The organism is Thermoactinomyces sp. DSM 45892 (genome assembly GCF_900107305.1).
In the GTDB taxonomy this organism is placed as follows: domain Bacteria; phylum Bacillota; class Bacilli; order Thermoactinomycetales; family Thermoactinomycetaceae; genus Baia.
Genome location: NZ_FNPL01000023.1, coordinates 1 through 11,688 on the forward strand (window position 1 = coordinate 1; position 11,688 = coordinate 11,688).

Below are 11,688 nucleotides of genomic sequence, written 5' to 3' on the forward strand. Positions count from 1 at the left end.
ACATTCGCATACACGGCACTCTAGATTATTTAACCCCTGTTGAATACAAGCTTAAACACCTTAAAAAAATTGTCTAACTTTCTGTTGACAGTCCATCCTCATCAAACGGTGTTTATAGGTCTAAGTCAATTGGATGAAATGATATCATTTGTAAAACTTGAGGAGAAATATCCTATTTTCTTAATTATAGATGTTCCTAGTTTTATGGAAGATGATTTTATAAAGGAACTAGAGGGAAATGGCATTTTATTTAGAAAAGATGTGATTGAGAAACGGAGTTACTACCGTTTGGAAATTAGTAATGAAGCACAGGTAGGGCCTATGTTTGAGTGTGCTTATACATTTGGAAGTATGAATGATTTTGTGGGATGGTCATTTGATACTCCTAACTTTTTGGATGAGTCATGGAGGGAGAAGGAATATTTATTTGGTATTTTCAAAAGAAGATATTCTAGACCTAGATTAGTATTAGAAGATCAATCTACCGTCTTTTGGATTGCGTGGGATGGGATAGGTATTGAGGTTTTCTCTACTCATTCTAAATGGAATAGTGTGGATCAGATTCAACAAATGTGTGATTACCTGAATACATCTAGGATGTCAAAGTTAGACTGATCTGATGTAACTAGAAATGTCCATTGAAATGGTGATGGGAAGTATAATGTTAGTTAGGTAAGAAGAGTAGTCCTAGAAAGTTAATCTAGGGCTATTTTTCAATATAATCAGGTGGACTATCTTCTAGTTTAGGGAGACGATGATGAAAAGAATAAATAAAATAGACATAAAGGAAGTCTGGAGTTTGGAGGAAAATGTTGAGCGGTTAGCAACTGAAATAGCAAGTTATTATAGTCCTTTTTTCAAAGAGAAATCTTTCAATCTCCATGTTATGCTCGAACGAACAGATGATAATCCTAAATATTTTCCCACTCCACCCAAGTTGTCAAAGGATAAATGTCTTGAGCCACATTATAATTCTTGTTTAAGTGTGTATCTAACTGATAAAGAGGATAACGTAGTTGGTTGGGATGACGGTTTGGGTGGATGGGTGGATGAAGAGTATGATTTTACGTTAAGTATATGGAGTGTAGAGAGATCGTTTTTTTTCTTAGTTGTTGATACTCCTCTTTTAGGTACAACAAAAAGATATATGACAGAACTTTCAATGGAAGAAATAAAACAAGAAGTAGAAAGTCATCTATTTTTTTTAGCTAAGCAGTTGGGGATTACTCTGGATATTTAGTAGAGTGATTCTTTTGATCGTCCCAGAGGAGCTTGAGCAGGTACTACAATTATCACATGCTGATCACCATAATTTTTGGGCAGAAGAGTTGATGGAACCACATAAATTGGACAGTATCAAGTAAGCATCCTCACCACTAGAAATAGTGGGTAAAAAAGTAAAAAAATTGTCTAAATAGGAAACGAGCCCTGAATTTTCTTGGCTCGTTTCCTAAAAACATTAAGGGGCTTATAATGATAAGGATGTTTAAAAGTCTTAAGAAAATAATGCAGAAAGTTTTTCAAGGTGATAGAAATTCAGCAGAAACAGGAAGGACACCTCATGCGATATGGAAAATTGCTGGTTATATGAGTAGTGAAGAGATGGATGCTCATACTGTGCAAATATATTGGTTTAATCCTGATAATTTTTACATGGCGACAAAATGTAAAGATCAAACATGGATTGTGTGGGAAAATTTAGGTAATGATTTTTGCAGAAATCATATCCATTTCTCCAATTGGCGGGAGGCCGTTTTATTTTTATATGAAGAGAGTAAGAAGTTAGGTGCAATATGGGGCCCAGAATCCTTTGGATTTAGGGTAGGGGTAAATCCGTTTGAAAATGAACCCGATTTTTCTTTCTATAAAGAAATGGTGGAGGAATACTATGATTAGTTAACTTGAGATTAATAACTTTTCTTGGGGCGGTTTTGTTTCCCTTGAAAGCATAGCGTAGCTACACTCATGTTTTTCTTTTCCTTCTCCAAAAACATGGTCCACAGCTTGAGATCCCTGTATCATTATAAAAAATATTATTGTGAGGAGGAGTTTTTATGAAGCCTCTATTAAAAGTTACATTTTTTGTGCTGTATTTTGTTTGTATAACATCGGTTTTCTTTTCAGGATTAATTATTATTGATATAATTCCGGGACGTTTAATGGATATTTTAATTAGTATATGTGTGTTTGTTATTTTCCTATATTTAGGTGGATGGTTGTTACTAAGGATTGACACACATATAGTGCCTCTGGAGCAACTAGGATTTTTTGGGATGATTATGAATCCCCTTTTTAAACATTTCTATATCTCTATAAAATACCTAGTCTCAAAAAATAGAGGTTATAAAAGTGGTTATTATAAATTTCGCAAAGAAATTACTGATAAATTCAGTGAATAGTGTTTGGAAACAATGGAATTAGGGGGAGAAAGACGAAAACCGTTTTTTGGATTGCGTGGGATGGGATAGGTATTGAGGTTTTTTCCACTCATTCTAAATGGAATAATGTGGATCAGATTCAACAAATGCGTTATTACCTGAATACATCTGGGATGCAAAGTTGGCTGATTTGATGGAACTAGAAATTTCCATTGAAACTGATGAGTATTGTGAATAATACTGGACTGTGACTCAAGCCCTTTAACAACTAGTTTCAATATTGGATAATATAGCAGGATTTCCCATATGTTTTGCTGTATTGGTATGAGTGAATATATATGAGAATGAATCTGGAAATGGAAGGCCATTTGGTAGGGTAATGTGAGAGAAAGGGGAGAGAGAGCGGGTGTATCTAGCAGAGACATGAGGCGCTCTCTATATAGAAAATGACTAAATCTCAAGAATTAACTCAAACTTGTTCTAACTCGGATAGCGTCGCTCTGCTCTGGCAACAAGGGGTTCGGAGCTCTCTTTCTCACGATTTCTTTAAAAGAATAGAGAAATGGTGTTTGTTCTATATTCAAGTCGATCCTCCGATCCAAGGGGAACAGATAGAGGTAGATTGGGAGAAACTTCTACACAGCTATTTTGATGACCCAGATGTGCTATTTATAGGGGTTGCGTATGAACAGTGGGTGGTAATGCAGCCAGATCGTGTATCGGATCAGCGGGATCGTATGGTGGAGCGAAGTGAATTGCTTTCAAAAGCACGAGGGCTTCTAGAGAAGGTGCGCTCGGAGATAGGCGGAGAAGCACGAATCATAGTGGGCGAAACGATAGGATCGTCCGAAATGCTGTTTGAAGAGATGGATCGAATGAAAAGGGCAGAGAAAATGTCTTATAAGATTGATCCGGATCAAGCGATTGTCACGACATGGAATACTTTTTTATATGAACTCATTCATAGTCTTCAGGTACACCAACTGGATCAAGTGTGCGCTGTGATTCCTACGACTCCTTTATGGAGTGATGCAGAGATGATGAAGACGATCCAATGCTTTCTGGAAGAAGATTTAAATGTGAGTGAAACGGCTCGTAAATTATATATTCATCGAAATACACTACTCTATCGCCTAGAAAAGATCCGCGAAGAGATTGGTTATGATTTACGTGTTTTTGATGATGCGATGATGGTGAAGCTGATGCAGTTCATCCTACGTCGGAAAGCAGATGTTGCCCGTTAGGTGCTTCATCTGCGTTGTTTTTTTAATGGCTCCGATAGAGTAAAATAGAAGCGTACGACAAAAGCGAAAAAGGGGCTTGCGGATCACATGGCCAAGGTAGTTTTGGAACATATTTATAAGCAATATCCTTCAGATGATGAACCAACGATTCAAGATTTTCATCTCGAGATCCAAGATAAGGAGTTTCTGGTGATACTGGGTCCTTCTGGCAGTGGGAAGACGACGACTCTTCGTATGATGGCGGGATTAGAAGAAATTTCGGACGGAACTCTATGGTTTGATGATCGCGTGATGAATCATGTAGAGCCGAAAGATCGGAATATCGCAATGGTGTTTCCAAACTATGCCCTCTATCCACATATGACGGTGTATGAAAATATAGCATTTGGTTTAAAAATGAAGAAGGTAGACGTAGGAGAGATCAATCAGCGGGTGCATGATGTGGCAAAGATGTTAGATATGGAGTCCTATCTAGATCTGAGTCCTAAGTCACTTTCAGATGGCCAGCATCAACGGGTCGCTCTAGGTCGTGCCATAGTGCGTGAACCGGAGCTATTTTTGCTGGACGAGCCTCTCTCCAATCTAGGTGAAACATTACGAGTACATATGCGAACGGAGCTTAAAAAGCTACATCAACGTTTAGGAATCACGACAATCTATGCGACGCACGATCAAACAGAAGCGATGACGTTGGGGGATCGAGTGGTAGTGATGAAGAATGGAGTCATTCAACAAGTTGCTACACCAGACGAACTATACCACCATCCCGCAAATCTATTTGTAGCTAGATTGATAGGTTCTCCAACCATGAATGTAGTAGATGGAATCCTTTTAGAAGAGGATGGTTTACTCTTCTTCGTGATGGAAGGCGTGAGATGGGGAATCCCGACGGAGAAGGCAAATCTTTTGCGAGAAAAAGGATACCTTGGAAGGAGTGTCATCCTCGGAATCCGTCCTGAGTCACTTCATGATGAACGGGAACCTTCAGGTCAATCAAATGTGTTTACGGCAGAGGTGGAGATGATAGAAAATACAGGTTCACAGATGTTCCTTTATCTGAAAGGTGCTGGCTTATTTAGCATGGCGGCTCGTGTAAAAGCGCGGTCTGAATATCGTTTGGGTTCTCAGTTGACACTATCAGTTAATATGGATCAAGTTTATATTTTCGATAAAGAAACCGAAGAAGCGGTTGTATGAATCAAAATAGCAAGCGATTGATCAATGGATCGGTCGCTTGCTATGCAGAAAGGGCTTATTTCAAATGTTGAAAACGGTGTCTGTCCGTAAATTACAGCAACATTTCCAGTTAGAAATTGTTTGTGGGGAGGAGCAATTAGATCGAAATATTACAGTAAGTGATCTGTATCGCCCCGGGCTGGAGCTGTCTGGCTTTTTTACCTATCACCCGATTGAACGCTTGCAGATTTTAGGGAAGACGGAGTTAACGTTTATAGAAAGCTTACCACCTGATGTCCGGAAGCAACGGATTGAACGCTTTTGTCATCCTTTTCTCCCGTGCATTTGTGTAACGAGGAATATGGAAATACCGGAGGAGTTAATTCATATTGCCAAACGTCACCGGGTTCCGCTTCTGCGAACGGTGCTTGCAACGACCCGTTTCTCTAGTAAGGTAACCAACTATCTAGAAAAAGTATTAGCTCCGACCACGACGGTTCATGGGGTTTTAGTCGATATATATGGTGAGGGAGTCCTCATCATGGGGGATAGTGGGATCGGGAAGAGTGAGACCGCACTAGAGCTAGTAAAAAGGGGGCATCGGCTTGTAGCAGATGATGCAGTGGAGATCAAACAGGCTGAGGAGAATATGCTGATCGGGAGTGCACCGGAGTTGATCAGGCATCTCCTTGAAATTCGTGGCCTCGGCATCATTAATGTCATGACATTGTTCGGTGCAGGTGCTGTGCGTAATAAAAAGCGTCTCTCATTCGTCATTCAACTTGAGACATGGCAAGCCAATAGGCAGTATGATCGTCTGGGATTAGATGAGGAACGAATGAAAATTATCGATACAAACGTACCACTGCTGACGGTACCCGTTCGACCTGGGCGAAACTTAGCGGTGATTATTGAAGTGGCGGCAATGAATATGAGATTAAGGCAAATGGGATACGATGCTGCCCAGCAATTCGTCCAAAAGCTAGGTGAAACAATCGATGATCAAGATCCTGATGTAGATGATTATGATTGATCGAGGACTCCTGATGAAAATCATATAATATCCAAGGGTTTTCAGGTAAAATGGGGTTATGAAATATAACGTTCGTGATTCGGTAAGGAGGAATATGGATTTATGATATCTTCATATTTGGCGGTAATTAATCCCGTTGCATTGGAACTGGGTCCTCTGAAAATTCATTGGTATGGCATTATTATGGGTACTGCTGTGCTATTGGGATTGTTGCTTGCTATTCGGGAAGGGAAACGCCGTGGTGTAAAAGAAGATGATCTGATTGATTTAGTATTTTGGGTGATTCCGGCGGCTATTATTGGCGCTCGGTTGTATTATGTTTTATTTGAATGGAGCTATTATAAAGATCATCTAAGTGAAATTATTGCAATTTGGAATGGTGGTTTAGCGATTCACGGTGGTTTGATCGGAGCGATTGTCGTTGGCTACTGGTATGTGAAGCGTAAAAATATATCATTCTTGAAGGTAGCCGATATTATCGCCCCTAGTATTATTTTGGGACAAGCGATCGGGCGATGGGGGAACTTCCTGAATCAAGAAGCCCATGGTGGAGAGGTTGGCCGAAATTTCCTAGAGAGTTTGCATCTCCCGAATTTCATCATCGATCAAATGCAGATAAATGGAATATATTACCATCCTACCTTTTTATATGAATCTATTTGGAATCTAGTGGGCTTCATACTCCTGCTTATGATGCGCCGCTTCAATCCGAAGCGTGGAGAGATCTTCTTTACATATTTTGCTTGGTATTCGTTGGGTCGTTTCTTTATCGAAGGGCTACGTACGGATAGCTTAACCTTCACGGGTCCGGGTTGGTTAGAAAGTATTTTAAATGGGCTTTGGTCTCCGATGCAGGTGATGTTTACCGCAGGGGGTATGGATTCTGGCAATATCCGTGTCGCGCAGTTTATTAGCTTGTTATTGATGTTAGGCGCTATCTTTATGATTGTATGGCGTCGCGCGCGAGGCATTGCTAAGGAATCCTATCGAGATCCAGATCAAGTACGAGAACAATTGATAGAAGGTTAAAGGGAAAACCCTCTCTCTACATGGGAGAGGATTTTTCTATAAGGAGCATAGATTGTGAGAAATACAAAGAGATATCCAGTGACAGGTAGCAATTCATTATGGCAACAATACGATACGATCTCCTTCTGGAAAGTATTTCGTCAAACCATAGTGATTTTAATTGCCCGATATATGCCGTTTTTGAGCATCAAGAATGTACTTTATCGACTAGTAGGGATGAAAGTAGGAGATCAGACGGCTGTGGCATTTTTTGTGATGATGGATTTATTCTATCCGGAAATGATTCGTATCGGGAGAAATTCCATTATCGGTTACAATACGACTATCCTCACACATGAATATTTGATTGATGAGTATCGTTTGGGTGAGGTACATATTGGTGATAACGTTATGATTGGTGCAAATGTAACTATCTTGCCGGGAGTGACCATTGGCGATGGGGCTGTCGTGGGGGCAGGGACAGTGGTAACGGGAGATGTTCCACCTTATACATTTGTTGCGGGGAATCCGATGAGGGAGATAAAGAAGGTGGATGTTCCTAAATAGAAACATCCACCCCAACTGCATCTTGTACGGATGCAAATCCGTCTCTTTTTAACAGCTTTACTAACCCTTGATTAATCTGCTTTACCACAGCAGGACCTTGGTAAATCATGCCTGTGTAAACTTGAACTAGACTGGCGCCCGCACGGATTTTAGCGTATGCATCTTCAGCAGTAAAGATTCCGCCGACACCGATGATGGGTACTTTCCCTTGAGTGAAGCGATAAATCTCCGCGATCCATCGGGTAGAACGACTGGTCAGTGGGCGTCCACTTAAGCCTCCGGTTTCATGGCTGGATACTTGATTCAAAAGCCCTTCTCGCGATAAGGTAGTATTGGTCGCTATCATGCCGTCCATCTTTGTATGTAAAACGATTTCCATGATTTCGATCAGTTGTTCCTCTGTTAGATCAGGGGCAATCTTTAGGAAAATGGGCTTTTTCACTTGATGAGATTGGATACAGCGGTCTCTTGTTTGCAAGATATCGGTTAGCAACTTCTCAAGTGCTTTTGCCTCTTGGAGATCTCGTAATCCTTGTGTATTAGGGGAGCTAATGTTGATGACAAAGTAATCCCCATATGGATATAGTGTTTGAAGCCCAATGGTATAGTCCTGACTAGCTTGTTCATTTGGAGTATCTTTATTTTTTCCGAGATTAATCCCGATGGGGATAGTAGGGCGAGGAAGGGTCTGGAAAGAATGAACCGCATCTTCTACCCCATGGTTGTTGAAGCCCATTCGATTAATAATAGCTTGATCTTCCGGTAAGCGGAATAAACGAGGGCGCGCATTTCCAGATTGAGGGCGTGGGGTAAGGGTACCTACTTCGACGAAACCAAAGCCCAAGTGGGCCAAGGCAGGGTATACATTGGCGTGCTTATCAAAGCCTGCGGCCAGCCCTACCGGATTCGGAAAAGAATGTTGGGCTACTTGGGAGGATAGAGAAGGGTGTCGTACTTCCCATTTTTGTTGAATGCTTTTAGCTAGAAAAGGCATTTGTTGGAGAAGTTGTAAGGATCGAATGGTCCATTCATGTGCTACTTCAGGATCCATGCGAAATAAGATTTTTTTCATGATTGGGTACATAGCGGGTTATCCTCTCCTTACGTCATACAAAAGCCTCTCGTGCATGATTGGTCACAAGAGGCTTTTCATCTGATTTGTGCGTCGGTTACCCTCATTGTACATGATTTTGCTGGAAAAAACGCCTGCTTTTTTCTTTTCGAGACGAAATTTCATCAGGAGGAGCAGAATATGGAGATCTATTTTGCCACAATGAACGAAGCTAAATTACACGAAGCAAGGCAAGTTCTAGAACCGATAGGATATCAGGTTTTAGGTCTAGAAGTGAATTACATAGAGCCCGATGAAGGAACGGTTCAAGAAATTGCGATGCAAAAATTAGAGCAAGTCTTGCAAGCTCACCCTGAATTACCACGGGTATTGGTAGATGATGCAGGAATCTTTTTTCAAGCATATCCTTTATTTCCTGGTGTTTTAGCAAAGCGGGTCTTCCAGAGGATCGGATACCGTGGCATTGAGAAATTACTAGCAGGTGAAGATCGTAGAGCTCAATTTGAGGGAGCGATCGCGTTATATTGGCATGGGCAGAAGAAGATATTTTCCGGTATGACTAAAGGGACGATCATCGAAGGAGTGCCTACTACCGATTTGTTAACCAATGTAGGGTTTCCGTATGATCCCCTTTTTGTGCCTGAGGGTGGAAATCGAGTTTTGGCTGATATGGATATCGAAGAACGATTATCTTTTTCTTATAGACGAAAAGTACTCGATAAAATGGCCCTGTGGATGAAAGAGAATGTAAGGGACTAAGTTGAGTACTGTTACGAGAGGAGTTTAGATATGATCGCGGTCTTGGATTACGGTGTAAATAAGGCAGAGGAACTATTACGAGTTTTGGATGACTTAGGTCATTCATATGTGGTTGCGACAGAAGCAATAGACGTTCGGATGGCTAAGGGGATTATTCTGACTGGTGATGGCACATTCGGTGAGGGAATGACCGGTTTAGCTAGTTCGGGATTGGATCATGTAGTGAAGGAAGAGTTTTTTTCAGGAAAGCCGATTTTAGGGATTAATTTAGGAATGCAACTCTTTTTTACTAGTAGTGATGAAGGTGGCTACCATCAAGGCTTAAACCTATTGCCAGGTCATGTACAGAAATTAGAAGGGGACGATGTAATTCACAGGGGATGGAATTGGCTAAAATTCAAACATCCACATCGTCTATACAAAGGACTTGTGGAAGAGAAGGTTTATTTCTCCCACACATACGTAATCGATGCGGATAATGAAGATGATGTAGTCGGATATACAAACTATCTTGAGTTCATTCCTGCTGTGGTGTCACGGGGAAACTTGGTAGGAATGCAGTTTCATCCTGAAAAAAGTGGTGCTTATGGAGCACAACTGCTAGATCAATTTGTGACACAGTTTTTGCACCAAGGGAATCGATCATAGAAGTAGCCTGTCAAAATAAAGGTAGATCCAGTCTCTCAGCTGGATCTACCTTTATTTAACGAAGGAGCATCGTTGCGATATCATGATAAAAAATCGTCACATTAGTAAGGCCAAAGAATCCAATGACCAAAAACAGTATTGTTACGATTTGAGAATGTTTCTTTGATAATCCCGTGATCTCTTGTAGACCTGAGATAAGCCAGATTGCATACCAAATAGTAAATAAAGAGAGGTAGCTTAGTAGAGAAGATAGCAATCCTCCAGAGAGGTCTGGGATGAATATACCCAAGCTGGTAACGGGTGCTCCGAGAGGATGCCCAGCCAGCCGATTTACTAAAAAGTCAGTGATAAGTGACAGTGTAGTTAAGAGGTACAAGTGAGCCGAAAATGCGTACAGTTGTTTAAAGGTTGCCTTTCCTTGATACGCTTTCACAAGGAGAAAAAGGACAAGGGAATTTAACAAGCACGTTACCCACGGAAGCATAAATCCTGCGAAACCGTAAGAGATTCCTACGAACACATTTATTTGATCCTTTATAGCTGGAGAAAAAGCTTGTCCTTGAAGCCTTTCAATATTAGCAATCGCTTCAGGATTTGAGCCGATCGTTTCTCCCACATAGTAGAAAGTGATCGACACAATGAAACTGAGCAAGAGAAGAGAGAGAAAGAAGCGAGGTTGTTCTCGAATCAAACGAAACTCTCTGATTGGATTCGTAAATAGTCCAAAGAGGGACGGCTTTGTACGCTCGATTTGTTTTAACATTTTTCATCACCTATTTTTAATCTGGAACCGTTCTAGTTTATAATAGAGGTAATCACATAATGACTGATCTCATCCGAAGGGGCTGCTTGTCCATATGAAGAATGTGAAAATCTTTACTGGTTCCTCTAATCCTACACTAGCACAAAACATTTGTACATATTTGGGGATACCGCTGGGAGAGGTTCGAATTAACCGTTTTAAGAGCGGGGAAATTTATGTTCATTATGAAGAAGGAGTTCGTAATTGTCATGTTTTCCTCATTCAGACAATGGGTGCTCCCGTTCATGAAAATCTAATGGAGCTTTTGATCATGGCAGATGCTGCACATCGAGCATCCGCGAAAAGTGTGACAGCAGTTGTTCCCTATTATCCTTATGCCCGTCAAGAGAAAAAAGATGCACCGCGTGAACCGATTACGGCTAAAATGGTAGCGGATATTTTCAAAACAGTAGGGGTGGATCGTGTGGTAACAGTCGATCTACACGCACCCGCCATCCAAGGTTTTTTTGATATCCCAGTGGATCATTTGACCGCTTTAGACTATATTACGGAATATCTGAAAGAAAAAGATATCAAAAATCCAGTTGTCGTTTCCCCAGATGCAGGGCGGGCGAAGATGGCTGAGAAACTAGCCACTTATCTAGATGCACCGTTCGCCATCATGTTAAAGAAGCGACCTTCCCATAATTCAGCTAAAATTACTCATATCATCGGAGACGTTGAGGGGTACACTCCGATCATTATTGAAGATATTATTGATACAGGCGGGACGATTGTAAGTGTAGTAGAGGGCCTTATGGAAAAAGGAGCTAATCCTGCTTACATTTGTGCCACGCATCCACTCTTCTCTGCGAATGCCTTGGAGCGTCTTAACCATCCAGGGATTCACGAAGTAGTGGTGACAGATAGTATCCCCTTTGTACCAAACAGTGACAAGTATAAAACGATTCCGATTGCTCCTTTATTAGGACAGGCCATCCACATTATTATTTCAGGTGGCTCAATCAGTACCCTGTTTCGTTCGGAGTCTGGTGTGTAAA

The 11,688-nt window shown here is 41.0% G+C and carries 14 protein-coding genes; 12 read left to right on the forward strand and 2 right to left on the reverse strand.

The window, feature by feature from the left end:
- Nucleotides 1–129 precede the first annotated feature (129 nt).
- From BLU58_RS15070 to BLU58_RS15110, 9 genes are all read left to right on the forward strand, one after another.
- On the forward strand, nucleotides 130–615 hold the full coding sequence (locus BLU58_RS15070; RefSeq protein ID WP_176786713.1) for a hypothetical protein: 486 nt from the start codon (nucleotides 130–132) through the stop codon (nucleotides 613–615).
- A 142-nt stretch (nucleotides 616–757) separates the two neighbouring features.
- Nucleotides 758–1,240, forward strand: coding sequence for a hypothetical protein (locus BLU58_RS15075; protein ID WP_093293474.1), 483 nt, complete (start codon nucleotides 758–760; stop codon nucleotides 1,238–1,240).
- 233 nt (nucleotides 1,241–1,473) lie between these two features.
- Nucleotides 1,474–1,896, forward strand: a complete 423-nt coding sequence (locus BLU58_RS15080) for a hypothetical protein (protein WP_093293476.1) — start codon at nucleotides 1,474–1,476, stop codon at nucleotides 1,894–1,896.
- A gap of 158 nt (nucleotides 1,897–2,054) precedes the next feature.
- Nucleotides 2,055–2,399 carry a hypothetical protein gene (locus BLU58_RS15085; RefSeq protein ID WP_093293479.1) on the forward strand — a complete coding sequence of 115 codons (345 nt, stop codon included), beginning with the start codon at nucleotides 2,055–2,057 and terminating at the stop codon, nucleotides 2,397–2,399.
- A gap of 548 nt (nucleotides 2,400–2,947) precedes the next feature.
- On the forward strand, nucleotides 2,948–3,622 hold the full coding sequence (locus tag BLU58_RS15090) for a PucR family transcriptional regulator (RefSeq protein WP_176786714.1): 675 nt from the start codon (nucleotides 2,948–2,950) through the stop codon (nucleotides 3,620–3,622).
- A gap of 87 nt (nucleotides 3,623–3,709) precedes the next feature.
- Nucleotides 3,710–4,819 carry an ABC transporter ATP-binding protein gene (locus tag BLU58_RS15095; RefSeq protein WP_093293484.1) on the forward strand — a complete coding sequence of 370 codons (1,110 nt, stop codon included), beginning with the start codon at nucleotides 3,710–3,712 and terminating at the stop codon, nucleotides 4,817–4,819.
- A 64-nt stretch (nucleotides 4,820–4,883) separates the two neighbouring features.
- Nucleotides 4,884–5,831 (forward strand): HPr(Ser) kinase/phosphatase, encoded by a 948-nt coding sequence (gene hprK, locus BLU58_RS15100; RefSeq protein ID WP_093293486.1) that lies wholly within the window; start codon nucleotides 4,884–4,886, stop codon nucleotides 5,829–5,831.
- Between the two features lie 102 nt (nucleotides 5,832–5,933).
- A complete protein-coding gene (lgt, locus tag BLU58_RS15105) occupies nucleotides 5,934–6,860 on the forward strand; it encodes a prolipoprotein diacylglyceryl transferase (RefSeq protein ID WP_093293489.1) in 927 nt (308 codons plus the stop codon).
- Between the two features lie 54 nt (nucleotides 6,861–6,914).
- Entirely contained in the window at nucleotides 6,915–7,406 is a 492-nt protein-coding gene (locus tag BLU58_RS15110) for an acyltransferase (protein ID WP_093293491.1), read from the forward strand.
- On the opposite strand, the gene BLU58_RS15115 is transcribed toward BLU58_RS15110, so the two are convergent.
- Nucleotides 7,399–8,490, reverse strand: coding sequence for a quinone-dependent dihydroorotate dehydrogenase (locus tag BLU58_RS15115; protein ID WP_093293493.1), 1,092 nt, complete (start codon nucleotides 8,488–8,490; stop codon nucleotides 7,399–7,401). The genes BLU58_RS15110 and BLU58_RS15115 overlap by 8 nt on opposite strands.
- Nucleotides 8,491–8,658: 168 nt before the next feature.
- On the opposite strand from BLU58_RS15115, the gene BLU58_RS15120 reads away from it, so the two are divergent.
- Nucleotides 8,659–9,237: a non-canonical purine NTP pyrophosphatase gene (locus BLU58_RS15120; protein WP_093293495.1), complete on the forward strand. Its 579-nt coding sequence runs from the start codon at nucleotides 8,659–8,661 to the stop codon at nucleotides 9,235–9,237.
- A gap of 30 nt (nucleotides 9,238–9,267) precedes the next feature.
- The gene (gene hisH, locus BLU58_RS15125; RefSeq protein WP_093293498.1) at nucleotides 9,268–9,885 is read left to right on the forward strand and encodes an imidazole glycerol phosphate synthase subunit HisH; all 618 of its coding nucleotides are present in this window, start codon (nucleotides 9,268–9,270) and stop codon (nucleotides 9,883–9,885) included.
- Nucleotides 9,886–9,940: 55 nt separating this feature from the next.
- Here the strand turns inward: hisH and BLU58_RS15130 are convergent, their stop codons facing one another.
- The gene (locus BLU58_RS15130; protein ID WP_093293501.1) at nucleotides 9,941–10,648 is read right to left on the reverse strand and encodes a YknW family membrane protein; all 708 of its coding nucleotides are present in this window, start codon (nucleotides 10,646–10,648) and stop codon (nucleotides 9,941–9,943) included.
- A 94-nt stretch (nucleotides 10,649–10,742) separates the two neighbouring features.
- Here BLU58_RS15130 and BLU58_RS15135 point away from each other — a divergent pair, with 94 nt between their 5' ends.
- A complete protein-coding gene (locus tag BLU58_RS15135; RefSeq protein ID WP_093293503.1) occupies nucleotides 10,743–11,687 on the forward strand; it encodes a ribose-phosphate diphosphokinase in 945 nt (314 codons plus the stop codon).
- The last annotated feature ends 1 nt before the right edge of the window (nucleotide 11,688 follow it).

Bases quoted from the DNA above. Each gene is read 5' to 3' on its own strand.
- BLU58_RS15135 (WP_093293503.1), top strand. From the start codon at position 10,743: ATGAAGAATGTGAAAATCTTTACTGGTTCCTCTAATCCTACACTAGCA.
- BLU58_RS15080 (WP_093293476.1), top strand. From the start codon at position 1,474: ATGATAAGGATGTTTAAAAGTCTTAAGAAAATAATGCAGAAAGTTTTT.
- BLU58_RS15115 (WP_093293493.1), bottom strand. From the start codon at position 8,490: ATGTACCCAATCATGAAAAAAATCTTATTTCGCATGGATCCTGAAGTA.
- BLU58_RS15130 (WP_093293501.1), bottom strand. From the start codon at position 10,648: ATGTTAAAACAAATCGAGCGTACAAAGCCGTCCCTCTTTGGACTATTT.
- hprK (WP_093293486.1), top strand. From the start codon at position 4,884: ATGTTGAAAACGGTGTCTGTCCGTAAATTACAGCAACATTTCCAGTTA.
- BLU58_RS15120 (WP_093293495.1), top strand. From the start codon at position 8,659: ATGGAGATCTATTTTGCCACAATGAACGAAGCTAAATTACACGAAGCA.
- hisH (WP_093293498.1), top strand. From the start codon at position 9,268: ATGATCGCGGTCTTGGATTACGGTGTAAATAAGGCAGAGGAACTATTA.
- BLU58_RS15075 (WP_093293474.1), top strand. From the start codon at position 758: ATGAAAAGAATAAATAAAATAGACATAAAGGAAGTCTGGAGTTTGGAG.
- BLU58_RS15095 (WP_093293484.1), top strand. From the start codon at position 3,710: ATGGCCAAGGTAGTTTTGGAACATATTTATAAGCAATATCCTTCAGAT.
- lgt (WP_093293489.1), top strand. From the start codon at position 5,934: ATGATATCTTCATATTTGGCGGTAATTAATCCCGTTGCATTGGAACTG.
- BLU58_RS15085 (WP_093293479.1), top strand. From the start codon at position 2,055: ATGAAGCCTCTATTAAAAGTTACATTTTTTGTGCTGTATTTTGTTTGT.